The organism is Streptacidiphilus jeojiensis (assembly GCF_042510965.1).
Classification (GTDB): Bacteria; Actinomycetota; Actinomycetes; order Streptomycetales; family Streptomycetaceae; genus Streptacidiphilus; species Streptacidiphilus jeojiensis.
This window is the reverse complement of sequence record NZ_JBEUKS010000005.1, coordinates 367,937-391,683: the sequence shown is the minus strand read 5'-3', so window position 1 is coordinate 391,683 and position 23,747 is coordinate 367,937. Positions and strand designations below refer to the sequence as shown.

The window sequence follows — 23,747 nt, the reverse complement described above, 5'->3', positions numbered from 1 at the left end:
TTCACGGTAGTGCGGGATGCCGACGGATGCGTCCGACACGACGGCGGAGTCCGGTGAGGATGGTCCGGTGGTCCCCGCCCGAGCGGTTCAGCCCCGCCCGAGCAGGTCGGCCAGGACCCCGGCGTAGCGGCCCGCCGCCTCCGGGTCCGCGGCCAGGAACAGTTCCGGCTCGATCAGCTCCAGCTCCATCACCGCCGGGCCGTCCGGCAGCTGGACCAGGTCGACCCGGGCGTAGCTGGTTGCAGCCGGGGCCGCGGCGAGGGCAGCAGCGGCGACGGCCAGTTCGGCGGCGTCCGGGGTGTGCGGCTGCACCGATCCGCCGTGGTGCAGGTGGATGCGGTACTCGCCGGCCGCGGGGACCTTGCGGACGGCGTGGCTGAAGGTGCCGTCGAAGTGGACCAGCGAGGTCTCCCCGCGGGCGAGCACCGACTCGGCGAACGGCTGCACCAGGGCGTCGCCGTGCCCGGTCAGCTCGGCCAGGTGGGCCGCCGCGGCCCGGTCGTCGGCGAAGGACCGCAGGGCGCCGCGCGCACCCGCCGACACGGCCGGCTTCAGCACCACCTCGCCGGCGCCGAACGCGACGAGCGCCCGGGCCCGCTCGGTGTCGGAGGCACCCCGCGGCACCAGCCGGGTCGGCAGCACCGGTACGCCGGCCGCCGCCAGTTCCACCAGGTAGCCCTTGTGGCTGTTCCAGAGCAGCACCTCGACCGGATTGCGCAGGGTGGTCAGCTTCGCCGTCCGCTCGGCCCAGGCGGTGAACTCCTCCCGCCGGGCCCAGTAGTCCCAGGTCGTGCGCACCACGGCGAGCCCGTACTGACCCCAGTCCAGGGGCTCGTCCCAGGGGTGGATCTCCACAGTGAGGCCCAGCCGGGCCAGCTCGGCGACCAGCAGGCCGTTCTCCGGCACCTCGCGGGGCATGGTCCGACCGGTGAGCAGTGCGATATCAGCCATGGTGGTCATCCTAGGAGCGGTGTTCGTCGACGGATCAACGGATGAGCCGACGGATAAGAGCTTCCTTCAAATGACGGGATGTCACTTTGTCCAGTGGTGTCAGGTCGTACGCTGATCGGAGTGACCACGAAAGGTGGGGGAGCCCAGTGGCCGAGGACAGCAGCTGGATGACGGCGGGGGCCGGGGAGTGCGCGCCCTCGGCCGAACTCCACCCGGAGATAGCCCACCCCGCGCGCATCTACAACGCACTGATCGGCGGCAAGGACAACTTCGCCGCGGACCGGCTGGTGGCCGAACAGCTGAGCGCGGCCGTCCCGGAGACGGTCGCCGGGGCCAAGGCCAACCGGGCCTTCCTGGGCCGGGCGGTGCGCGCCGCGGCCGCCCTGGGGGTCCGCCAGTTCCTGGACATCGGCACCGGCATCCCGACCGCCGGCAACACCCACGAGGTGGCCCAGGCCGTCGATTCGTCCGCCCGGGTCGCCTACGTCGACAACGACCCCATCGTGCTGGCGCACGCCCGCGCGCTGATGAGCGGGAGCGGCCACGGCGCGACCAGCGTCACCCGGGCCGACCTGCGCGACCCCGAGGCCCTGCTGGCCGCCCCCGGCGTACGCGACCTGCTCGACTTCACCGAGCCGGTCGCCCTGATGCTGGTCGCGATCCTGCACTTCATCAGCGACGACGAGGACCCGTACGGCATCGTCAAGCAGCTGGTGGGGGCGCTGCCCGTCGGGAGCCTGCTGGTGCTCAGCCACGGCAGCGGGGACCTGGTCACCCCGGAGCAGGCCGAGCGCGCCGAACGCAGCTACGACCCGGCCGCCGCCGGTATCCACCTGCGGACCAGGGACGACGTCGCCCGCTTCTTCGACGGCCTGACGCTGCTGGACCCCGGCCTGGTCATCGCCCCGCACTGGCGTCCGGACACCCCGCCGGACGCTGCGGCCGACCGGCTGGGCATCTACACCGGCCTGGCCCGGCTCTGACGGACCGGCCGCCGACGGAGCGCTGCGTCGGCGGCCGCGGTTTGACCGCTTTGCCCGACGAAGAGCACCATGATCCAGGAGACGGTCACGACACCAATCCAGGGGATCGTATGCGAGCGGCCCGCCGGGCGTGGGACGAGCTGTGGGACCGGTACAGCGCCTCCGATCCCGGCCTGATCCGGCTGCTCAACGCGCTCACCACGGTCGGGGCCATCCTGCTCACGCTGGCGGTGCTGTCGGCCTTCGGCACCCCGGTCCCGCTGCTGGTGGCCGGGGCGCTGACCGGGATGGTGGCCTCGTTCGCGGTCAGCGACCCCACCCCGAGGGAGCAGGCGGTCACCCTGGGGCTGGGCTACCTGGCCGCACTGGTGGTGGTCGGCCTGGGCGCCGAGCTCTACCGCTACCGGGTCGCCTCCGACCTGGTGTTCCTGGTCCTGATCTTCTCGGCCGTCTACATCCGCCGGTTCGGCTCCCGGGGCACCGGCATGGGGCTGATCGGCTTCCAACTGTTCTTCGTCTCCCAGTTCACCCATGTCACCCCGGCCGTGCTGCCGCGGATGTACGGGGTGATGACGGTCGCCTTCTGCGCCTCCGCGTGCGTCAGGTTCGGGCTGGTCAGAGCCACGCCGCAGCGCACCCTGCAGCGGTTGCGGCGGGCCTTCCGGGCGCGCCTGGCCGATCTGGTGGACGCGCTCACCGAGGTGGCCGGGGCCGCGCCGGGATCCCGCACCGAGGCCCAGGCGGCGCAGCGGCTGCACACCCGGACCGCGCGGCTGCACCAGTGCGCGCTGATGATCCAGGCCAGGCTGGAGAACGGCGCCGCCGACCCGCGCACCGCCTCGCTGATCCAGCGCCGGATCGCCGAGGCCGAGATCGCCGGGGAACGGCTGAGCGTGCTGCTGCTCAAGGCACTGCTGCAGCAGCCCCGGGCCCAGGACATCACCCTGGGGCTGCACCTGCCGATGACGCTGCCCGCACCGCTGCTGCCGGGAGCCCCGGAGCGCTTGGAGCGCTCGGAGCGCCCGCAGGGCTCGGAGCGTCCGGAGCCGGACGACGAGGCCCGCCCGATGGTGCGTGACCTGGCGGCGCTGCGCCGCATGGTGGTCCGGTCCACCTCGGCCGCGCAGGACGAGTCGGCCGGCGCCTCCGTCGAACGGCTGCTGAAGTACCGCGACGGCGTCGGCCTGCCCGACGCCGACCCGGCCGACCAGGACGTCCACCGGGCCATGGGCGAACTGGCCCGGGCCGTGCTCGGGCTGCGGCTGGCCCTCGGCACGTCCGACGAGCCCGAGGACGAGCCGGAGACCACCCGCTCCACCGAGGAACTGGAGGCCGAGGACGTCTCGCTGCAGGCCGACGAGGACCGCTCCGAGGAGCGGGTGGGCCTGGACCGACCCAGCACCAGGACCGCCTTCCAGGTCACCGTGGGCTCCGCGCTGGCCATCCTGGGCGGCGAACTGCTCTCCACACAGCGCTGGTACTGGGCCGTGCTCACCTGCTGGGTGGTGTTCCTGAACACCTCCTCCACCGGCGAGATCCTGGTGAAGGGCTACCGCAGGCTGGCCGGGACCATCGGCGGGGTGGTGGCCGGCATCGGCCTGGCCGCGCTGGTCGGCGGCAACACCTGGATCGCGTTCGCGCTGGTCATCCTGTTCATCTTCGGGATGTTCTTCACCGCGCCGCTGTCGTACATGCTGATGTCGTTCTTCGTCACGGCGATGCTCGGGCTGCTCTACACCCTGCTGCACACCTACAGCGCCTCGGTGCTGCTGCTACGGATCGAGGAGACACTGCTCGGCGCGGCCTGCGGGCTGATCGCCGCGGTGGTCGTCCTGCCCACCGACACCCGCAGCCGCACCGACGACCTGCTGCTGGACGTGTTCGAGCGGCTGCGGTCCTCGCTGGCGCTGAGCGTCGCCGCGCTGGGCGGCCATCCGCCGGGGGACGACCTGCTGGACGCGGCCCGGGAGTTGGACACCGCCCTGGACAAGCTGCGGGCCTCACTGCAGCCGCTGACCCATCCGGCCAGCCCGCTGCGCAACCGCCGCCGCCAGGCCCGGTACGTCCTCGGCCTGCTGGAGACCTGCGCCTACCACGCCCGCAGCCTCGCGGCCACGGCCGGCTTCGTCCCCACCGTGCTGACCGGCGACCCCCGGCTGATCGAGGCCGGCGGGCAGTTGGACGCCAACCTCGGCGTCCTCAGCGACTTCGTCCGCAGCGAGGGCGGCACCCGCGGCCGCCTGAGCAGCGCCGCACCCAGGTTCGCGCCCCCGGCGGATCCGGCCGCCCCGGGACCCCAGGGCGCGCGGGACGCGGTGGTGACCGCCCGGGTGCTGCGCCATCTGCAGCGGCTGGACGAGAACATCCTCGCGCTGGGGCGCCCGCTGGGGCTGGGCAGCGCGAGCGCCGAGCGCACCGAGCGGGCCGAGCGGGCGGAGGCCGAGCGCTAGCCGCTGACCGCCGGGCGTCGCAGGGCTCGCGGCCGAACATCCACGAGTGTCGCGCGCCCCCTCCCGCCGGGGCCGACACCTGCCGATAGTGGGAACAGCGGCGGTCACCGCCCCGCCGCACCCCGCACCGCTCCCGGCCGAACCGCTCGTGAAGGAGCCCGCCCATGGCCACCGAGACCTGGACCCCAGCCCACCTGCCCGACCTCTACGGCCGAACGGCCGTGGTGACCGGGGCCTCCGGCGGACTCGGCGCGGACACCGCCCGTGGTCTGGCAGCCGCCGGGGCCCAGGTCGTCCTGGCGGTGCGCGATCCGGAGAAGGGCCGCGCGGTCGCCGACCGGATCGATGGCGAGACCGAGGTGCGCGCCCTGGACCTCGGCGATCTGGCCTCGGTCCGGGCCTTCGCCGGGGCCTGGAGCGGACCGCTGGACCTGCTGGTCAACAACGCCGGGATCATGGCCGTCCCGCAGGGCCGTACCGCCGACGGCTTCGAACTGCAGATCGGCACCAACCACCTGGGCCACTTCGCGCTCACCAATCTGCTGCTGCCGCACATCGTCGGACGGGTCGTCACGGTCTCCTCGGGGCTGGCCCGGAACGGACGGATCGACCTGGACGACCTCAACTGGGAGCGGCGGCCCTACCGGCCCTGGCGCGCCTACAGCCAGTCCAAGCTGGCCAACCTGCTGTTCACCCTGGAGCTCCAGCGCCGGCTGGCGGCCGCCGGCAGCGAGGTGCTGGCCCTGAGCACGCACCCCGGCGTGGCCGCCACCGGGCTGACCCGGTCCATGGGCCGGCTGCAGTCGGGCTTCATCGGTCTGGGCATCCGTCTGGTCGGCCAGCGGGAACCCGCGTACGGCGCGCTGCCCACGCTCTACGCCGCCACCCAGGACCTGCCCGGCGGCAGCTACGTCGGCCCCGGCGGGCGCAGCGGGGAGCGTCCGCGCGAGGAGGAACCCGTCGAAGCGGCCCGTGACCCGGAGCTGGCCCGGCGGCTCTGGGAGCTGTCCGAGAAGCTGACCGGCACGGCGTTCCCCGGCTGAGCTCGACGGATCGCGTGTCGGGGGCTGCCGGCATCCGTCGGCGCCGCGAAACCTGCCGGCCATGAGTAGATCCCGATCGGTAGGCGTACGACATGTTTTGGCAGCTTTCCCGTAACGGGCGCAGTGCAGAGTAGTTCTCGGCGGCAGGCGGAGGAGTGAGGAGCGGCTCCCGAACCCCTCGCAGTCGTCGCTGGACCGCAGCTGCCGTGTCCTGTCCCTCACCCTCGCTCAGGGGGCTGGGGACGGCGCTCGACTGCGGTGGCCCTGTGCGGCTCCCGGGTGGGGGAGCCCCAGCGCAGACCGGTAGGGTCGGCCCCGGGTGGGGGTCCGGCCCTACCGGCGTCCCTGCACGAACTGAGACGATCAGCGGCCCGGACGGGTCGGGGTGAGCAGACCGCCGTTGTAGCCCTCGGCCACCGCGGCGGCGCGGTCGCCGACGCCGAGCTTGGCGTAGATGTTCAGCAGATGGGTCTTGACGGTGGCCTCGGTGATGAACAGCCCGGCCGCCGCCTGCCGGTTGGTCCGTCCGGCCGCCACCAGTTGCAGCACCTCCAGCTCCCGCTGGCTCAGCGGCCCGGTCTCCGGGGTGCGCACCCGGTTCATCAGGGTGGCGGCCACGGCGGGGGAGAGCACGGCCTGACCGGCCGCCGCCGCCCTGACCGCACGCAGCAGTTCCTCCCGCGGGGCGTCCTTGAGCAGGTATCCGGTGGCCCCGGCCTCGATGGCGGGCAGGACGTAGCTGTCGGTGTCATAGGTCGTCAGGACCAGGACCCGGACCGGGATGCCGCGCCGGGCCAGCTCGGTGATCGCGGTCAGGCCGTCCGTACCGGGCATCCGAAGGTCCATCAGGACCACGTCGGGGCCCAGCTCCTGGGCCAGCCGCACCGCCTCGGCGCCGTCGCCGGCCTCGCCGAGCACCTCGAAGCCGGGGTCGGCGGCGAACATGCCGATCAGGCCGTCGCGGACCACCGGGTGGTCGTCCACGATCAGCAGCCGGATCGGGGCGCCGGTCTCGGTGCGGTTCATCCTCGGATCTCCGTTCATGCCGGCACCTCGGTGGGTGCGACGGGGACGCAGGCGGAGACGCCGGTCCCCGCTCCCGGTTCCGACTCGATCTGCAGGGTTCCGTTCAGGGCCTCGATCCGCTGGCGCATGGCCACCAGTCCGAAGCCCCCGTTCCGGGTCTCGGCCGGCTCCAGGTCGAGCCGGGCCGGGTCGAAGCCGGTGCCGTCGTCGCGCACGTCCAGGGCGACCTGCTCGCCCAGGTAGGAGAGGGTCACCCCGACCCGGCCCGCGCGGGCGTGCTTGGCGATGTTGGCCAGCGCCTCCTGCGCGGTGCGCAGCAGCGTCAACTCGGTCTCCGGCGCCAGCGGCAGGGCCGTCCCGGTGGTGGTCACTTCGACCCTGACGCCGTTCAGCTCGGACCAGCGGCCGGCCACGTCGGCCAGCGCCCCGCTGAGCCGCGCGGTCTCCAGCGGCTCCGGTCGCAGCGCGTCCACCGAGCGCCGGGCCTCGGACAGGCTCTCCCTGGCCAGCCCCTTGGCGGCGGCGATGTGCCGCGCGCGGGCCACCGGGTCGCTCTCGGCGTGCTCGGCGGCCTGCAACTGGGTGACGATGCCGGTGAGGCCCTGGGCCAGCGTGTCGTGGATCTCGCGGGCCATCCGCCGCCGTTCGTCGCGGACCCCGGTCTCCCGTGCCCGCGCCAGCAGTTGGGCGTGCAGGCCCTCGTTGTCGGCCAGGGTCGCCTCCAACTTCCGGTTGGCCGCCGCCAGTTCCTCCAGGGCCTGGCGGCGCTGCTCGGACTGCTCGCTGCTGCTCTGGTCGCTCCAGGCCAGCCCGCACATGGCCAGCACGTTCACGGCGATGATCAGGCCGGTGGCGGTCAGGCCCAGCGCGCTGGACCTTGGGATGCCGGCCGCCTGCGCGGTACCTGCCAGCACCGCCACCGCGGCCACCCCGGCCAGCCGCCCGGGCCAGGGCAGCAGCACGAACGCGTACGGGTAGCCGACCAGGGCGAAGATCCCGAAGGAGGCGTCCCGCAGCACCAGGGCGCCCATGACCAGCACCAGCCCGGTGAAGAACAGCGCCATCATCCGGGGCCGTCCGGTCCACCGCGGATGCAGGGTGAACATCCACAGGATCCAGGCCGCAGCCAGGGCGCACAGCGCCAGGTCGATCCGCAGCACCCCGGCCGGCGGCCGTCCGTCGAAGATCCGGAACCCGGCCAGCACGGCCAGCAGCACATAGGGCACCACGGTCAGCACCGGGGACCAGCGCGGCTCACGTGGATAGGCCCGGATGCCTGTCGTCCGACTGGTCATCCGGGCCCTCCGGTTCTGGGTCATCTGCTGCCGCAACAATCTAACCGCGCTGGGCGGTGGCGGCGCCGCCGTCCGCGAACAGCGAGCGCAGCCGCGCACCGTTGGCGACGACGGCCACCCCGATCAGGGCCAGTCCGCACATGGCCTGGTCGGCCTTCATCCACAGCGGGAACGGCCCCGGCGCCGCGATGATCGCCACGATGGCGACCACCATCACCGCGGAGATGATCCGCAGCCGCCGGTAGGCCCCGCGCGAGCCGCGTGCGGCCCGGGCGGCGAGCAGGGTGGTGACCAGCGCGCTGGCGACCACGATGGTGCCCCGGATCCAGACCGCCGAGTTCACCACCCCGCTGTGGTTGCGCAGCAGCACGATCGCGACCAGGGTGACCACGCTGACGGTCAGGTAGCCGCGCACCAGCAGCGTCAGCCGGCGCAGCGCGGTACGGGTCTCGGGGTGCTCCAGCAGTTCGGAGTCGGGGGCGGGTGCGGTGGCGTTCATCTCGGTCCCTCGTTTCGGCGTCCATCGCGTGTCGATCGGATGCCTTCAGACTGGCCCGGGCACCCCCGCCCCCACATCGACCGATCACCCGTCCCCACGGCTGATCCGCGCACCCCACCGCCCGGCTGACCCACTCAACCGATCGGTTGAGTCGGCGGCCGGCCGGACCCTGCTGCCGTGCGCCGCAGGGGTGGCAGACTGACGCGGTGTCGACTGGAGCTGATGCGGTGCCTGCGGGGCGCCGGATGTCGTTCAATGCCGCTGCGAGCACCTACCGGCGGGGGCGGCCGCCGTATCCGGAGGCGGTGTTCGAGCTGCTGGGCGGGCGTTGCGGGCTGCGGCCCGGTGCGCGGGTCCTGGAGATCGGCGCGGGTGCCGGGCTGGCGACCGGGCGGCTGCTGGCCGCCGGGGCGGAGGTGGTCGCGGTCGAACCGGGCCGGAGCCTGGCCGCGATCCTGACCGCCGACCACGGGTCCGACCGGCTGGAGGTGGTGGTCTCCGACTTCGAGACCGCCGAACTGCCGGGCGGCTTCGACCTGGCGGTGGTGGCGTCGGCGCTGCACTGGCTGGACCCGGTCGGCTCGACCGGGAGGATCGGCGAGCTGGTCCGGCCCGGTGGATGGCTGGCCGCCTGGTGGACCGACTTCGGCGACACCAGCCGGCCGACGGTGTTCCGGGACCGGCTGGACGACGTCTACCACGACCTGCTGCCGGCCGAACCCGGCTACCGCGACAGCCGCTCCTACGCCCTGGACACCGACCGCTGGCGGCGGCAGCTGACCGCCGGCGGCTGGTTCGAGGACGTCGCCGTCCAGGTCGTCGAGTGGAGCCAGATCCTGACCGCGCAGTCCGCCCGCGACCTCTGGTCGACGTTCCCCAACATCGCCGAACTGGCCCCGCCGGCCCGCGAGGAGTTCCTGACCCGGCTCGCCGCGATCGTCGACAGCGAGGGCGGCCGGGTCGACGACCCGCGGGTGACGGTCGTCTACACCGCGGCCCGCACCGAGCGGGAGGCCGCTGCCGGGTAGGGCGCCGGACCGCGCTTGGGCCGATCGGCTTCCGCCTGCGCTGACACGCCGTCACGGTCGCCGCGGCGCCGCCCCGGCGCGCCTAGCGTGAGCGCGGTCTGGGTGTGTTCGGCACGGGTGCAGGGAGCGCGGGATGGACGTGGGTCTCGGGTGGAAGCTGCACAACGGCGGGCGGCCGCCGCTGCCGGGGGCCGTGGTGAAGCCGGACGAGCGGTTGAGCTGGGGGCGGACGGTCGGGCTCGGGGCGCAGCATGTGGTCGCCATGTTCGGGGCCAGCTTCGTCGCCCCGGTGCTGATGGGGCTCGACCCCAATCTGGCGATCATGATGTCGGGCGTCGCCACCGTGCTGTTCCTGCTGGCCACGCGGGGGCGGGTGCCCAGCTACCTGGGCAGCAGCCTGTCCTTCGTCGGGGTGGCGGCGGTGATCCGGGGGCAGGGCGGCTCCACGGCGACGGTCACCGGGTCGCTGCTGTCGGTGGGCGCGCTGCTGCTGGTCTGCGGCCTGGTGGTGCGGACGCTGGGGGCGCGGGTGATCCACGCGGTGCTGCCGCCGGTGGTGACCGGCTCGGTGGTGATGCTGATCGGCTTCAACCTGGCACCGGTGACCGCGGGCACCTACTGGCCGCAGGACCAGTGGACCGCGCTGGCGACCATGCTGTTCACCGGGTTCGCGCTGGTGGCGCTGCGCGGCTTCTGGTCGCGGATCGCCATCTTCCTGGGGCTGGTCTTCGGCTACCTGCTCTCCTGGAGCCTGGACCGGATCTTCGGGAGGATCCACTCGGTGGACTCCGCCGGGAAGCTGACGGACCATTGGCGGCTGGACCTGTCCGCCGTCGGCAAGGCCTCCTGGGCCGGGCTGCCGCACTTCCACGGCCCCAGCTTCAGCGCCTCCGCGATCGTGGTGGCCCTGCCGGTCGTGATCGCGCTGATCGCCGAGAACGCCGGGCATGTGAAGGCGGTCGGCGAGATGACCGGCGACCCGCTGGACGACGAGCTGGGGACGGCCATCGCCGCCGACGGCGCGGCCACCGTGCTCTCCACCGCCCTGGGCGGCCCGGCCACCACCACCTACGCCGAGAACATCGGCGTCATGGCCGCCACCCGGATCTACTCCACCGCCGCCTACTGGGCCGCGGCCTGCTTCGCGCTGCTGTTCGGACTGTGCCCCAAGTTCGGGGCGGTGGTGGCCGCGATCCCGGGCGGGGTGCTCGGCGGGATCACCGTGGTGCTCTACGGCATGATCGGGCTGCTGGGAGCGCAGATCTGGGTCCGGAACCGGATCGACCTGTCCAACCCGGTCAACCTGGTGCCGGTCGCGGCCGGGGTGATCGTCGGCATCGGCGGAGTCACCCTGGACATCAGCAAGAACTTCGAGCTCGGCGGTATCGCCCTGGGCACCATCGTGGTGCTCACCGGGTTCCATGTGCTGCGCGCCCTGGCCCCGGCCCATCTGCGGGCCGAGTCGAACGCCCTGCTGGACGAGGGCACCACCGGCTACGACGAGCCGCGGTGAACCGGCCCGGTACGGCCCGGCGCACCGGCGCCGGCTGGCGCGCGACCCGCAGGCGGCTGCGCCAGCGCCGGATCTGGAGCGTGCCGATGGGCCTGCTGGGCGCCGCGCTGGTGCTGTCCTGGGCACTGCCCGCGCTGGACCGCGCGGTGCACCAGGCCGAGCGCGAGTACGGCGAGAAGCTCTTCCCGGTGCTGGACACCGGCAGCATGACCACGCTGCTGGGCAGCATCGCCGGCGGCATGATCACCCTCACCGGCCTGGTGTTCACCGCGATCACCCTGGCCATGCAGTTCGGCGCCACCCAGCTCTCGGTACGGGTGGTGCCGATGCTCCAGCAGGACCGGGTGATGCGCTGGTCCATGGGCACCTTCATGGCCACCTTCCTGTACTCGCTGCTGATCGCCATCCGGCTGGCGGTCCGTCAGCAGGACTACCGGCCGGTGCTCTCCACCCTGTTCGCGGTCGGGCTGACGATCCTCTCGGCCGGGCTGTTCTTCGTCCTGGTCACCAGGATCGTGCTGATCCTCAACTCCAACGCGCTGCTGCGCTGGGTCGGCCGGCAGGGACACCGTGCGGTGCGGCGGATGGCCCCCGCGACCGCGGGCCCGCTGCCGCCGCAGGACCCCGAGGCGCAGGCGGCCGCCCTGGAGATCGCCCTGGAGGCGGCTCCGCGCACCGGCCAGATCCTGCTGGCCTGGAACGGGCCCCGGCTGCGCAGACTGGCCGCCCGCTGGGGCGTCGGCCTGGAACTGTGCGCCTACCCGGGCGACTTCGTGGCCCTGCGCAGCGCCGTGTTCCTGGTGCACGGGCCGAGGGACCGGGTCAGACCGCGGCAACTGCTGGACTGCCTGCTGTTCGCCGAGTGCTACAGCCCGGACGCCGACCCGGGCGGGGCGCTGCGCACCCTGGTCGACATCGCGCTCAAGGCGCTCTCGCCGGCGATCAACGATCCGGCCCGCGCCGTGCAGGCGCTGGACCACATCGAGGACCTGCTGGTGATGCTGATCCCGCTGGTCCCCACCGACGTCGCCCTGAGCGGCGACACCCTGCTCTGCCATCCGGTGCGCACCTGGACCGACTACGTCTGCGTCGGCACCGACGAGATCCGGCACTTCGCCGCCGACTCCATCCAGGTGCAGCGCCGGCTGCGGGCCCTGTTCGAGCGGCTCGCCTGGCTGTGCACCCCGGAGCAGGCCGCCGCCCTGCAGGAACGGCTCGCCACCATGGACGCCCACGCCCGCACCCACTGGACCCAGGCGCTGGACCGTCGCCTGGCGCGCCGCCCCGACGCGCAGGGGCTGGGCTCGGTCCTGGGCACCGACCTCGGCTGAACCGTCCGGAGGGCCCGGTCAGTGCGCGTCGCGGCCCGCGTCGCAGGCGGTCAGCAGCGCGTCGGCGACCGTGCTGAAGTGGCGGGCGCCCTCCCGGCGCCGGGGGAGCACATCGGTGAGGTAGGCGAAGACCAGGCCCCGGCTCGGATCGGCCCAGCCGATGCAGCAGCTGCTGCCGTTGTGGCCGAAGGCCGCCTCGCTGCTCAGCCGTCCCATCACCGGTCGGCCCACCGGATGCGCGCTGAAGCCGCCGAGCTGGAAGCCCTGGGCCCAGCGCACCGGCCGCTTGATCCGCAGGTCCATCTCGCCCTCGGCGGTCGAGCGGCGCCGGGCCTCCAGCACGGTCTCCTCGGCCAGGACCCGCACGCCCGCGGGTCCGCCGACGCCGGTGCCGACGCCCCCGTCCAGCAGCACCTGGTAGAACCGGGCCAGGTCGCGGGCGGTCGCCGAGACCCCGGCCGCCGGGATCACCGCCCGGCGGGTCGCCCTGCGGTTGACGATGCCCTGGGTGGCCCGCCCGCCGGGACCGCTGCCGCGCAGCGGAACATGACGGTGCCACAGCTCGTCCGGCAGCCCCAGGTGCAGGTCGTCGAGGCCGAGCGGGTCCAGGAACTCCCGGCGCAGCAGCTGGGCCGGCGGGGTCCCGCTCACCCGGCGGACCACCTCGCCCAGGATGAAGCCGTAGGCGATGGCCTGGTAGGCCGGTGCGCTGCCGGGCGGCCGCTGCAGCCGGGCCCGCTCCAGCGCGCGCAGCGAACGGTCCCAGTCCGCCATCGCCAGCGCGTCGCCCAGCATGCCGCGGGCCGAGGACAGCCCCGAGCGGTGCTGCAGCACCTGACGTACGGTCACCTGGTCCTTGCCCCGGGCGGCGAAGCCCGGCCAGGAGCGGGCCACCGGATCGTCCAGGGACAACCGGCCGCGCTGGGCCAGCAGATGGACCAGCAGGGCGATGAAGGGCTTGCTCGCCGAGAAGGTCCAGAACAGGTCGTCGGGGGCGCAGCCGAAGGTGCGGTCGAGCAGGACCGCGCCGTCCTTCAGCACCACCAGCTGCGCGGTCCCGCCGCGCTCCCGAACCAGCCGCAGCGCGCCGTCGAGCAGCTCCGGCGCCACGCCCAACTCCTGTGGCGGGGACTCCGTCCAGTCGAACACGCTCTCATGCTAGCGGGGGACGGGTGCGGGCCTACCGGCGCGGCTCCCGCCTTTTGTCCGCTTTTGCGGCAATACTCCAGCGGTGGAGTGGATCAAGCACCTTTTCAAGCACACCCCCGAGATCCAGCTGTTCGTCTGCCTGGCGCTGGGATTCGCCATCGGCCGGATCAAGCTCTGGAAGATCTCCCTGGGCGGTGTGGCCGGAACCCTGATCGTCGCCATCTTCATCGGCACCATCGGGGTCGCGCTCAACGACGAGGTGAAGAACATCGCCTTCGCGCTGTTCATCTTCACCCTCGGCTACATGAGCGGCCCGTCCTTCTTCGCCAGCCTGAACCGCTCCAGTCTGCGCTACGGGGTCTTCACCCTGATCGAGGCGGTCACCGTCCTCGCCGTCACCGCGGTGGCCACGGTCTCGCTCAATCTGGACCAGGGCACCGCGGCCGGGCTGATGGCGGGCGGGGCCACCGAGTCGGCGGTGGTCGGCACCGCCACCGACGCCATCGGCAAGCTCAAACTGCCGGCCGACCAGATCAAGACGCTGCAGGCCAACGTGGGCACCGCCTACTCGATCTCCTACATCGTCGGCCTGATCACCATCGTGCTGATGACCAGCCAGATCTTCCCCTCGCTGATGCGGATCAACGTCCGCGAGGAGGCGGAGAAGCTGTGGATCAAGCTCGGCGGCGGCTCCGACGCCGAGGGCACCGCCCCCGCGCTGCCGGGCCTGGTGGGCCGGGCGCACCAGGTGGTCTACGCGGACGGCAGCACCGTCGGCGCCATCGAGGCGGCCCTGGGCGAGGACGTCACCGTGGAACGGGTCCGCCGCGGCGGCGAGGCGATCGAGCTGACCCCGGACACCGAGCTGGTGCTCGGCGACATCGTGCTGCTGGTGGGCCCGCGCGAGCGCCTGGTCGGCGGCGACAGGAGGATCGGACCCGAGGTCGCCCCGCCGACCGGTGTGGACGTGGACCTGGAGACCGCCGACGTCGTCCTCACCGCCAAGGAGGGCTCCGGCCGGACCATCGGCGAACTGCGCGCGGCGATCCCCCCGGAGGAGCGCCACGGCGTCTTCCTCACCGGGATCACCAGGATGGACCACCCGCTGCCGGTCCAGCCGGGGACCACCATCAACACCGGCGACACCCTGCACATGTCCGGGACCAAACGGGACCTGGCCGACTTCGTGCCCAGGGTCGGCTTCAGGATCGACCCGGGGGTCAAGGCCGACCTGGTCTTCATCTCGGTCGGCATCGTGCTGGGCATGCTGATCGGGAAGATCACCATCACCCTGGGCAGCGTGCCGCTGTCACTGGGGACCGGCGGCGGCTGCCTGCTCACCGGCCTGGTCTTCGGCTGGCTCCGCGCCAGGAGGCCCACCTTCGGCCAGTACCACCCGGCGGCGGCGCAGGTGGTCAAGGACCTGGGGCTGGCCACCTTCATCTGCGCGGTCGGCCTCAGCTCCGGCCCGCAGGCGGTGGACCTGATCAAGCAGTACGGGGTCTCGCTGGCGATCGCCGGTCTGCTGGTGACGCTGATCCCGGCCTGCGTGTCGATGTTCGTGGCCTGGAAGCTGATGAAGCTCCCGGCGCCGCTGGCCCTGGGCTCGGTGGCCGGCCAGCAGTGCAGCACCCCGGCGATCACTGCTATCCAGCAGGCGGCGGGGAACACCACACCGCTGATGGCCTACACGATCGTCTACGCCCTCTCCAACGTGGTGCTTCCCTTGCTGGGGCCGGTGGTTGTCGCGATGGCTGATGCATTGAACTGACGGTGCGGGTCCGCAGTGGTTTGTCGCGCAGTTCCCCGCGCCCCTGGGGTCTTCAGGGGCGCGGGGAACTGCGCGAACAGCAACCAGGCACACGCCGCACCCGCTAAGCGACCTCCGCCGGGAACCCCCCGGTAGCGACAGGGCTCCACCGCTCCGGAGTGATCCGAACCAGCGATTTGCCCTGCTTCAGCATGGCCCCCCGGTACTCGTCCCAGTCCGGGTGCTCGCCCGCGATGCAGCGGTAGTAGTCCACCAGCGGCTCCACGTCCTCGGTCGCGTCGATCACCTCGGCGCGGCCGTCGACCTGCACCCAGGGTCCGTCGAAGTCCTCGGACAGCACCACGATCGAGACCCTGGGGTCGCGCCGGGCGTTTTTCGCCTTGGCCCGCTGCGGATAGGTGGAGACCACGATCCGGCCCTCCTGGTCCACCCCGCAGGACACCGGCGAGGCCTGCGGGCTCCCGTCGGTGCGGGTGGTGATCAGCAGACCGCGGTGGCGCGGCCGCAGGAACTCCAGCAGGGCCTCGCGGTCGACCGCGGTGTTGGTGGCGATTCGTCGGGTCATGCTCCGCAGTCTAGGGTCGTCCCCAGGACAGCGGAAAGATCGTCAGGGGAGCGGCGGGTCATGGCGAAGAAGCCGAAGCGCGGGGGCCAGGGCACTCCGGCCACGGTGGCACTGGACGCGGCGGGGGTGGCCTTCACCGTGCACTCCTACGAGCACGATCCGGCCGCCGCCTCCTACGGCGAGGAGGCCGCCGAGGCCATGGGGGTGAGCCAGGACCGGGTCTTCAAGACGCTGCTCGCCGAGGTGGACGGCGTGCTGACGGTCGGCGTCGTCCCGGTCGCCGCCAAACTGGACCTCAAGGCGCTGGCCGCCGCCGTCGGCGGCAAGCACGCGGCGATGGCCGACCCGGCCGCCGCCGAGCGGGCCACCGGCTACGTCCTCGGCGGGATCTCTCCGCTGGGGCAGCGCCGCCGACTGCGCACCGTGGTGGACGGCAGCGCGCTGGCGCACGACAGCGTCTACGTCTCGGCCGGGCGCCGCGGCCTGGAGGTCGAGCTCGCGCCGGCCGACCTGGTGGCGCTCACCTCGGCCGCCGCGGCCCCGATCGCCCGGCACCGGGAGGGCTGACGGAACCCGGCGGGTGCTCCCGTTGCCGTCCGTCCGGCTACCGTGAGTGCATGCACACCACCTACCGACGCTGCCGCGCGTTCGTGCGCAGGCACCCGTACTGGGCCGACGGGGTGCTGGCGGTCGTGCTGTACGTGATCACCATCCTCTGGCCGATCTCCAACCAGCACCCCGAGGAGTGGTCGGACCTCGACCCCTCCCTGGTGCTGATGATCGCCGGGATCCCGGTCTTCGCCCCGCTGGCCTGGCGGCGCCGCTACCCGGTGGGCGTGCTGATCGTCAGCGCCCTGGGCACGCTCGGCTTCATGATGGTGGGCCCGGTCCGCGGCCCGATCCTGCTGGGCTCGGGCATCGCCGTCTACACCGTCTCCTCGGCGGTGGAGCGCAGGCTGGCGCTGACCATCGGTGCGATCACGGTGCTCATCCTCGGCGGCACCAGCATGCGGCTCTCGGTGGAGGCCTGGGACGAGCCGGTCAACGCCATAGCCTTCGTCTGGACCGCGCTGGCCATCGCCGTCGGCGAGGCGGTGCGCAACCGCAGGGCGTTCGTCGCGGCGATAGAGGAGCGGGCCCGCAGGGCCGAGCACACCCGCGAGGAGGAGGCCCGCCGCCGGGTCGCCGAGGAGCGGATGCGGATCGCCCGGGAGCTGCACGACATCGTCGGGCACCACATCGCCCTGATCAACGTCCAGGCCGGGGTCGCCTCGCACCTGCTGACCAGCAGCCCGGACCAGGCCCGTGAGGCGCTGGCGCACGTCAGGGAGGCCGGACGGTCCGCCCTGGCCGAGCTGAGCGCCACCGTGACGGTGCTGCGCCAGGGCGACGAGGCCGAGGACGCCCCGCACGAGCCGACGCCCGGGCTGGACCGGCTGCCGGAGCTGCTGGAGAGCTTCGACCGGGCCGGCCTGCGGGTCAGCCGGCTGGACGAGGGCCAGCCGCGCAGCCTGCCGGCCACCGTGGACCTCACCGCCTACCGGGTGGTCCAGGAGTCCCTGACCAACGTCCGCAAGCACGCCGGCACCTCGGCGGCCCGGCTGCACCTCGCCTACCGCAGGGACCTGCTGCACATCGAGGTCGAGGACGACGGCCCGGGACCGGGCGAGCCCGGCCCCGGGACCGGTCACGGCCTGATCGGCATGCGCGAGCGGGCCGCCTCGGTGGGCGGCAGCTTCCTGGCCGGCCCCGGCCCGGCCGGCGGTTTCCGGGTGAGCGTGGACCTGCCGCTGCCCCGTGCGGCCGTCGGCCGTCGCGCCGCGAACGGGGCCGGACCCGTGGACGCCGCACAGCCGAAGCCGAGCCCTGCCGCACATGGAGCAAAATGACGATCAAGGTACTGCTCGCGGACGACCAGATCCTGGTCAGGGCCGGTCTCAAGGTCCTGGTCGACTCGGCTCCCGACCTGGAGGTGGTGGCCGAGGCCGCGACCGGGCGGCAGGCCGTGGCGCTGGCCCGGGAGGCCCGCGCCGACGTGGTGCTGATGGACATCCGGATGCCCGACATGGACGGCCTGGCCGCCACCAAGGCCATCACCGCCGACGAGGACCTGGCCGGGGTCCGGGTGCTGGTGCTGACCACCTTCGAGGTCAACGAGTACGTCTTCCAGGCGCTGCGGGCCGGGGCCAGCGGCTTCCTGGGCAAGGGCACCGAACCCGAGGACCTGCTGGACGCGATCCGGGTGGTGGCCAGGGGCGAGGCGCTGCTCTCCCCGGTGGCCACCCAGGGCCTGATCGCCCGCTTCCTGGAGCAGCCGGACCGCAGGCCCACCCCCAGTCCGGCGACCCTGTCGGCGCTCACCGACCGGGAACGGGAGATAGTCGCCCTGGTCGCCCGCGGCGGTTCCAACGACGACATCGCCGAGGAGCTGGCGGTCAGCCCGCTCACCGTGAAGACCCATGTCAGCCGCGCCCTGCTGAAGCTGGGCGCCCGCGACCGGGCCCAACTCGTGGTGCTGGCCTACGAGTCCGGCCTGGTCCGGCCCGGGGAGCGCTGAGCCGCCGCGAGACGAAACGCCAGGTCGGGGTGACGGAGGCCACATGTCCGCGGAGCGGGCGGTCTTGCCAAAACGTGGCCGGACCGTGGCAGACTGAGAGCACAAGTTACGACGTTTGCGCACTCCGGGGTCGGTGTAATTCCGAACCGGCGGTTACAGTCCGCGACCCGGCCGCTTCCAGCGGTCGGTTGACCAGGTGAAACTCCTGGACCGACGGTGAAAGTCCGGATGGGAGGCAGTGCGCTGCGGGCGTCGGGCTCGTGCTGCGCACCAGTGCAGGCCTCCGGGTTCCCCGGGCGCTTCCACTGCCTCCCGCGCCGCCCCTGCCCGTTGCTTTTCGCCCGCAATTCTCTCCCTCAGTGCCCCCGGAGCCCGCGCCAGACAGCGCGAGGAGGACCCGGTGGGCATTTTTGATGTCGGAACAGAAGCTGTTGATCAGCTGTTCTCCGTGGACGTCCGCGCGCTGCGCCTGCCGGTCCGTGTCGAGGAGAGCTGAAATGTTCACGGGAATCATCGAAGAGCTGGGTGAGGTCCTCTCGGTCGAGGACCTGGGGGACTCCTCGCGCATTCGCCTGCGCGGTCCGGTGACCACCCAGGACGCCCGCGAGGGCCAGTCCATCGCGGTCAACGGCGTCTGCCTCACCGTGCTCGACACCGACGCCCAACTCGCTTCCGTACCGGGTGAGTTCAGCGCTGACGTGATGGCCGAGACGCTGCACAGGTCGAGCCTGGGGGCGCTGGCGCCCGGCTCCCGGGTGAACCTGGAGCGGGCCATGGCGCTGGGCGCCCGGCTGGGCGGCCACCTGGTCCAGGGCCATGTGGACGGCACCGCGGTGCTGCTCTCCCGCAGCCCCGGGGAGCTCGGCGCGGACGGCGGCCCGCAGTGGGAGGTGCTGCGCTTCAGCCTCCCCGCCGCGCTCTCCCGCTACCTGGTGGACAAGGGTTCGATCACCGTGGACGGGGTCAGCCTGACCGTGGTCGAGGCCGCCGCCGACAGCTTCACCGTCAGCCTGATCCCGGCCACGCTCAGCCACACCACGCTGGGGGCCAAGCAGATCGGCGAGACGGTCAACCTGGAGGTGGACGTCCTCGCCAAGTACGTGGAGCGGCTGCTGGGCGACCGGGTCGCGCCGCAGGGTGACCCCGCATGAGCAGCCTGGTCGACGACCTCAACAGCCAGGCGTTCGTGGTGTTCGGCGAGCACATCAAGTGGTCCGACATGATCGGCAACCTGCTGGGCCTGGGCGCGCTGGCGCTGGGCTGGCGCCGCTCGGTGCTGAGCTGGCCGGTGCAGCTGCTGTCCGGCCTGGTGCTGGTCGCCGCCTACGCCTCGGCGCACCTCAGCGGCGGCGTCGGCAAGCAGGTGGTGGTCATCGTGGTGTCGCTGTGGGGCTGGCTGCAGTGGCAGCGCGGCCGCCGCGACCACGGCGAACTGGTGATCCGCTTCGCGACCTGGACCGAGCGGGCCTGGCTGGTGGTCGGCACCGCCGTCGGCACCGTCGGCGTGGCGCTGCTGTTCCAGGCCTACAACCTGTCCTGGGCGCCCTGGCAGGACGCCTACCTGTTCACCGGCACCCTGGCGGCGATGGTCGCCCAGGGCCGGGGCTGGGTGGAGTTCTGGTTCGCCTGGCTGGCCGTCGACCTGGTCGGGGTGCCGCTGGCCTTCAACAGCGGACTGGCCTTCTCGGGCCTGATCTACATCGTCTACTTCGTCCTGGTGATCGCCGGGATGCGGTCCTGGTGGCTGCGCACCCGCACGCCGCAGCCGGGAACCCCGGTCCTGGAAGGGGCAACAGCATGAGCGGCACCACCGAACTGACGCTCTACCACGGCGAGCTCTACGAAGACCTCACCCTGGACTCGGTCGAGTTCGCCATCAAGGAGATCGCCGCCGGCCGCCCGGTCGTGGTCGTCGACGACGAGGACCGCGAGAACGAGGGCGACATCGTCTTCGCGGCCGGCGCCGCCACCCCCGAGGTGATGGCCTTCACCATCCGCTACAGCTCCGGCGTGGTGTGCGTGCCGATGACCGGCGACGAGCTGGACCGGCTGCACCTGCCCCCGATGACCGCCGTCAACGAGGACCGCAAGGGCACCGCCTACGCCGTCTCGGTGGACGCCCGCGACGGGGTCAGCACCGGCATCTCCGCCGCCGACCGGGCCCGTACCGTGCGGCTGCTGGCCACCGCCGGCACCCAGCCCGGCGACCTGACCCGGCCCGGCCACGTCTTCCCGCTGCGCGCCAGGGACGGCGGGGTGCTGGAGCGCCCCGGCCACACCGAGGCCGCCGTCGACCTGGCCCGGCTGGCCGGGCTGGCGCCCGCCGGGGCCATCGCCGAGGTGGTCAACGACGACGGCACCATGGCCCGGCTGCCCGACCTGGTGCCCTTCGCCCGCCGGCACGGCCTGGCGATCATCTCCATCGAGGACCTGATCGCCTACCGGCGGCGGACCGAGCGGTCGGTCACCCGCGACTCGGTCACCGCCCTGCCCACCGCCCACGGCCCCTTCACCGCGCTCGGCTACCGCAGCGAGCCGGACGGCATCGAGCACATCGCCCTGGTGGCCGGCGGCCTGGGCGGTGACGGACGGCTCGCCGACGGCGAGGACGTACTGGTCCGGGTCCACTCCGAGTGCCTGACCGGGGACGTCTTCGGCTCGCAGCGCTGCGACTGCGGCCCGCAGCTGAACGCCGCGCTGGACCGGATAAGCGCCGAAGGCCGCGGTGTGCTGATCTACCTGCGCGGCCACGAGGGACGCGGCATCGGGCTGCTGCCCAAGCTGCGCGCCTACCAGCTCCAGGAGGCCGGACGGGACACCGTCGACGCCAACCTGGACCTGGGCCTGCCGGCGGACGCCCGCGACTACGAGGCCGCCGCGCGGATGCTGGAGGACCTGGGGGTGAAGTCGCTGCGGCTGCTCACCAACAACCCGGAGAAGCACACCGCGCTGGAGCGCTTCGGACTGGTCGTCAGCGGCCGCGAGGCCGTCGCGGTCCAGGCCGGCGAGCACAACCTGCGGTACCTGACCACCAAGCGCGACCGGATGGGGCACGAGCTGCCCTGGCTCGCGTAACCCGCACCACCGGAACACCGACAGAGGAGAACCAGGAAGATGAGCGGCGAGGGCGCACCCGTACTGAGCGTGCAGGACTGCCGGGGGCTGCGGGTCGCGGTGATCGCGTCGCTGTGGCACGAGAAGGTCATGGACGGCCTGATCGACGGCGCGCAGCGGGCCCTGAAGGAGTACGGCGTCGAGGAGCCGGAGCTGTTCCGGGTCCCGGGCAGCTTCGAGCTGCCGGTGGTGGCCAGGGGCCTGGCGGCGCGCGGCTTCAACGCCGTGGTCGCCCTCGGCGTCGTCATCAGGGGCGGTACCCCCCACTTCGACTATGTGTGCGAGGCGGCGACCATGGGGCTCACCCAGGTCTCCGTCGACACCGGCGTCCCCATCGGCTTCGGCCTGCTGACCTGCGACGACGAGCAGCAGGCGGTGGACCGCGCCGGGCTGCCCGGCTCCAAGGAGGACAAGGGCTTCGAGGCCACCAGCGCGGCGCTGTCCACGGCGGTGCTGCTGCGGCAGATCGCGACCATCAAGCACTGAATTGTTCACGTGGGGGTGCGGGGGGTCGCCCCCCGAAAGATTGGAGTACCCGGGGTTGGCCGTCCGTTCCCTGGGACGGCGACGCGGACCGGTCGGCCGACCCCGTAGGGTGGGAGCCATCATGGCGCAGAAGACATTCGAGGAGCTCTTCACCGAGCTCCAGCAGAAGGCCGTATCCGGCGAGCCGGGCTCGCGTACCGCGGAGCTGGTGGGCCTGGGCGTGCACGCGATCGGCAAGAAGGTGGTCGAAGAGGCCGCCGAGGTGTGGATGGCGGCCGAGCACGAGTCCGACGAGCGGACCGCTGAGGAGATCTCCCAGCTGCTCTACCACCTCCAGGTGATGATGGTCGCCCGCGGCCTCACCCTGCAGGACGTCTACGCCCATCTGTAACCCCCGCCCTTGAGCAGTACGGGAGCGGGGCACCGAGCACATCCGGTGCCCCGCTCCTTTCATGTCCGCATCCAGAACCGCATCCCGAACCGCATCCACTGATCCGATCCGAAAGGCACCGTTCCCATGCTGCGTATCGCCGTTCCCAACAAGGGGTCCCTCTCCGAGCCGGCGTCCGCGATGCTGCATGAGGCGGGCTACCGGCAGCGCAAGGACTCCAAGGAGCTCGTCCTCGTCGACCCGGAGAACCAGGTCGAGTTCTTCTTCCTGCGCCCCCGCGACATCGCCATCTACGTCGGTTCGGGCCGCCTCGACATCGGCATCACCGGCCGCGACCTGCTGCTGGACTCCGGCGCCGACGCCGAGGAGGTGCTGGCGCTGGGCTTCGCCGGGTCCACCTTCCGCTTCGCCGGTCCGGCCGGGGTGGCCACCGGCGTCAAGGACCTGGAGGGCCGCCGGATCGCCACCTCCTACACCGGCCTGGTCGCCCAGCACCTCGCCGACAACGGGGTCACCCCCGGCGCCCTCACCAAGTTGGACGGCGCGGTGGAGACCGCGGTGCAGCTCGGCGTCGCCGATGTGATCGCCGACGTGGTGGAGACCGGCACCAGCCTGCGCAACGCCGGGATGGAGGTCTTCGGCGAGCCGATCCTGGTCTCCGACGCGGTGGTGATCCGTCCCACCGACGCCGGTGACGACCCCCGCGCCGACCAGTTCCTGCGGCGTCTGCAGGGTGTGCTGGTGGCCCGTCGGTACGTGATGATGGACTACGACATCCGTGCCGAGCGCGTCGCGGAGGCGGTCGCGCTCACCCCCGGCCTGGAGTCGCCCACGGTCTCGCCGCTGCACAGCGAGGGCTGGGTCGCCGTGCGGTCGATGGTGCTCCGCAAGGAGGCTCAGCGCATCATGGACGACCTGTGGGCCATCGGTGCCCGCGCCATCCTGGTCACCAACATCCACGCCTGCCGGCTCTAGTCCCCGAGCCCCACCCAGCCGCATCCAGGGGGTCCGCATGACCGCCCACCCCAGCCGCACCCTGGCGATCCCGCCCCGACTGCCCACGGTCTGGCGGCCGGTGCTCACCCGCGTGGTGCTGCTGGGGCTGGCGGTGCTGAGCCTGGGCTTCTTCTGCACCGTCGCCGCGCTCGGCCCGGACGACTGGCACCGCCACGACCGGGTCGGGATCGCGGTGTGCGGACTGCTGTTCGCGCTGGTGCTCGTGGTGCTGGCGCGTCCGGCGGCGCGGGCGGACCCGCAGGGGCTCACCGTGGTGAACTTCGTCCGCAGGCGCCGGCTCGACTGGGCCGAGATCCTGGGCGTCAACCTGCGCCGCGGCGACCCCTGGGTGCTGCTCGACCTCTCCGACGGCAGCACCCTGGCGGTGGTGGCGATCCAGCCGGGCTCCGGGCTGCGGCAGGCCGTGCGGGCGGCCCGGGAGCTGCGGGCCTGCGTCGACCTCTACGGCACCGCACGCCGCGTCGAATAGGTGACCGCCGCCCGATCGGGCATCCTTGACGGACACCATGTGACCGCTCGCGAGCCTGGAGACGATAGCTCCCCGATGGAACCTCCCAGTACGTACGCCCCGACGGCCG

At 72.7% G+C, this 23,747-nt stretch carries 23 protein-coding genes and 1 riboswitch; of the genes, 17 read left to right on the top strand and 6 right to left on the bottom strand.

Annotated elements, in window-relative coordinates; all coding sequences use genetic code 11:
• Positions 1–87: 87 nt before the first annotated feature.
• The gene (locus ABUW04_RS16755; protein ID WP_380565534.1) at positions 88–951 is read right to left on the bottom strand and encodes an ATP-grasp domain-containing protein; all 864 of its coding nucleotides are present in this window, start codon (positions 949–951) and stop codon (positions 88–90) included.
• A 146-nt stretch (positions 952–1,097) separates the two neighbouring features.
• Between ABUW04_RS16755 and ABUW04_RS16750 the strand changes: the two genes are divergently transcribed.
• The 3 genes from ABUW04_RS16750 (at position 1,098) to ABUW04_RS16740 (ending at position 5,427) form a co-directional block, all read left to right on the top strand.
• Entirely contained in the window at positions 1,098–1,934 is an 837-nt protein-coding gene (locus ABUW04_RS16750) for an SAM-dependent methyltransferase (RefSeq protein WP_380565533.1), read from the top strand.
• Between the two features lie 110 nt (positions 1,935–2,044).
• Positions 2,045–4,384 (top strand): FUSC family protein, encoded by a 2,340-nt coding sequence (locus ABUW04_RS16745; RefSeq protein ID WP_380565532.1) that lies wholly within the window; start codon positions 2,045–2,047, stop codon positions 4,382–4,384.
• Positions 4,385–4,548: 164 nt separating this feature from the next.
• A complete protein-coding gene (locus tag ABUW04_RS16740) occupies positions 4,549–5,427 on the top strand; it encodes an oxidoreductase (protein WP_380565530.1) in 879 nt (292 codons plus the stop codon).
• Positions 5,428–5,790: 363 nt separating this feature from the next.
• Here ABUW04_RS16740 and ABUW04_RS16735 read toward each other — a convergent pair whose 3' ends face one another.
• Genes ABUW04_RS16735 through ABUW04_RS16725 form a run of 3 tightly spaced genes read right to left on the bottom strand, consistent with a single transcriptional unit; the run spans position 5,791 to position 8,247 of the window.
• Positions 5,791–6,453, bottom strand: a complete 663-nt coding sequence (locus tag ABUW04_RS16735; protein WP_380565528.1) for a response regulator — start codon at positions 6,451–6,453, stop codon at positions 5,791–5,793.
• 14 nt (positions 6,454–6,467) lie between these two features.
• Positions 6,468–7,748: a sensor histidine kinase gene (locus ABUW04_RS16730; protein ID WP_380565526.1), complete on the bottom strand. Its 1,281-nt coding sequence runs from the start codon at positions 7,746–7,748 to the stop codon at positions 6,468–6,470.
• A 40-nt stretch (positions 7,749–7,788) separates the two neighbouring features.
• Positions 7,789–8,247, bottom strand: a complete 459-nt coding sequence (locus ABUW04_RS16725) for a hypothetical protein (RefSeq protein ID WP_380565524.1) — start codon at positions 8,245–8,247, stop codon at positions 7,789–7,791.
• Between the two features lie 245 nt (positions 8,248–8,492).
• Between ABUW04_RS16725 and ABUW04_RS16720 the strand changes: the two genes are divergently transcribed.
• From ABUW04_RS16720 to ABUW04_RS16710, 3 genes are all read left to right on the top strand, one after another.
• Positions 8,493–9,275 carry a class I SAM-dependent methyltransferase gene (locus ABUW04_RS16720; RefSeq protein WP_380565522.1) on the top strand — a complete coding sequence of 261 codons (783 nt, stop codon included), beginning with the start codon at positions 8,493–8,495 and terminating at the stop codon, positions 9,273–9,275.
• Positions 9,276–9,408: 133 nt separating this feature from the next.
• Entirely contained in the window at positions 9,409–10,788 is a 1,380-nt protein-coding gene (locus tag ABUW04_RS16715) for a uracil-xanthine permease family protein (RefSeq protein WP_380565520.1), read from the top strand.
• The gene (locus tag ABUW04_RS16710; protein ID WP_380565518.1) at positions 10,785–12,119 is read left to right on the top strand and encodes a DUF2254 domain-containing protein; all 1,335 of its coding nucleotides are present in this window, start codon (positions 10,785–10,787) and stop codon (positions 12,117–12,119) included. The genes ABUW04_RS16715 and ABUW04_RS16710 overlap by 4 nt, the downstream gene beginning before the upstream one ends.
• Positions 12,120–12,137: 18 nt before the next feature.
• Here ABUW04_RS16710 and ABUW04_RS16705 read toward each other — a convergent pair whose 3' ends face one another.
• Positions 12,138–13,268, bottom strand: coding sequence for a serine hydrolase domain-containing protein (locus ABUW04_RS16705; protein ID WP_380565516.1), 1,131 nt, complete (start codon positions 13,266–13,268; stop codon positions 12,138–12,140).
• Between the two features lie 82 nt (positions 13,269–13,350).
• On the opposite strand from ABUW04_RS16705, the gene aspT reads away from it, so the two are divergent.
• The gene (gene aspT, locus ABUW04_RS16700; protein ID WP_030249055.1) at positions 13,351–15,039 is read left to right on the top strand and encodes an aspartate-alanine antiporter; all 1,689 of its coding nucleotides are present in this window, start codon (positions 13,351–13,353) and stop codon (positions 15,037–15,039) included.
• 103 nt (positions 15,040–15,142) lie between these two features.
• On the opposite strand, the gene ABUW04_RS16695 is transcribed toward aspT, so the two are convergent.
• A complete protein-coding gene (locus ABUW04_RS16695) occupies positions 15,143–15,604 on the bottom strand; it encodes a PPOX class F420-dependent oxidoreductase (protein WP_030249059.1) in 462 nt (153 codons plus the stop codon).
• A gap of 60 nt (positions 15,605–15,664) precedes the next feature.
• Here ABUW04_RS16695 and ybaK point away from each other — a divergent pair, with 60 nt between their 5' ends.
• The 10 genes from ybaK (at position 15,665) to ABUW04_RS16645 (ending at position 23,638) form a co-directional block, all read left to right on the top strand.
• Positions 15,665–16,171 carry a Cys-tRNA(Pro) deacylase gene (gene ybaK, locus ABUW04_RS16690; protein WP_030249060.1) on the top strand — a complete coding sequence of 169 codons (507 nt, stop codon included), beginning with the start codon at positions 15,665–15,667 and terminating at the stop codon, positions 16,169–16,171.
• A gap of 50 nt (positions 16,172–16,221) precedes the next feature.
• Positions 16,222–17,493, top strand: a complete 1,272-nt coding sequence (locus ABUW04_RS16685) for a sensor histidine kinase (RefSeq protein ID WP_063757414.1) — start codon at positions 16,222–16,224, stop codon at positions 17,491–17,493.
• Positions 17,490–18,161 (top strand): response regulator, encoded by a 672-nt coding sequence (locus ABUW04_RS16680; protein ID WP_030249065.1) that lies wholly within the window; start codon positions 17,490–17,492, stop codon positions 18,159–18,161. Before ABUW04_RS16685 ends, ABUW04_RS16680 begins: the two co-directional genes overlap by 4 nt.
• Before the next feature lie 115 nt (positions 18,162–18,276).
• A riboswitch (FMN riboswitch) is annotated at positions 18,277–18,407 on the top strand.
• A gap of 251 nt (positions 18,408–18,658) precedes the next feature.
• The gene (locus ABUW04_RS16675; protein ID WP_030249068.1) at positions 18,659–19,312 is read left to right on the top strand and encodes a riboflavin synthase; all 654 of its coding nucleotides are present in this window, start codon (positions 18,659–18,661) and stop codon (positions 19,310–19,312) included.
• Entirely contained in the window at positions 19,309–19,962 is a 654-nt protein-coding gene (locus ABUW04_RS16670) for a nicotinamide mononucleotide transporter family protein (RefSeq protein WP_030249070.1), read from the top strand. Before ABUW04_RS16675 ends, ABUW04_RS16670 begins: the two co-directional genes overlap by 4 nt.
• A complete protein-coding gene (locus ABUW04_RS16665; RefSeq protein WP_380565514.1) occupies positions 19,959–21,236 on the top strand; it encodes a bifunctional 3,4-dihydroxy-2-butanone-4-phosphate synthase/GTP cyclohydrolase II in 1,278 nt (425 codons plus the stop codon). Before ABUW04_RS16670 ends, ABUW04_RS16665 begins: the two co-directional genes overlap by 4 nt.
• 39 nt (positions 21,237–21,275) lie before the next feature.
• A complete protein-coding gene (gene ribH / locus ABUW04_RS16660; RefSeq protein WP_030249074.1) occupies positions 21,276–21,761 on the top strand; it encodes a 6,7-dimethyl-8-ribityllumazine synthase in 486 nt (161 codons plus the stop codon).
• A gap of 121 nt (positions 21,762–21,882) precedes the next feature.
• Complete coding sequence (locus tag ABUW04_RS16655) at positions 21,883–22,152, top strand: phosphoribosyl-ATP diphosphatase (RefSeq protein ID WP_030249077.1); 270 nt, start codon at positions 21,883–21,885, stop codon at positions 22,150–22,152.
• A 126-nt stretch (positions 22,153–22,278) separates the two neighbouring features.
• Complete coding sequence (gene hisG / locus ABUW04_RS16650) at positions 22,279–23,127, top strand: ATP phosphoribosyltransferase (protein WP_030249080.1); 849 nt, start codon at positions 22,279–22,281, stop codon at positions 23,125–23,127.
• Positions 23,128–23,164: 37 nt separating this feature from the next.
• On the top strand, positions 23,165–23,638 hold the full coding sequence (locus tag ABUW04_RS16645; RefSeq protein ID WP_051724810.1) for a PH domain-containing protein: 474 nt from the start codon (positions 23,165–23,167) through the stop codon (positions 23,636–23,638).
• Positions 23,639–23,747 lie beyond the last annotated feature (109 nt).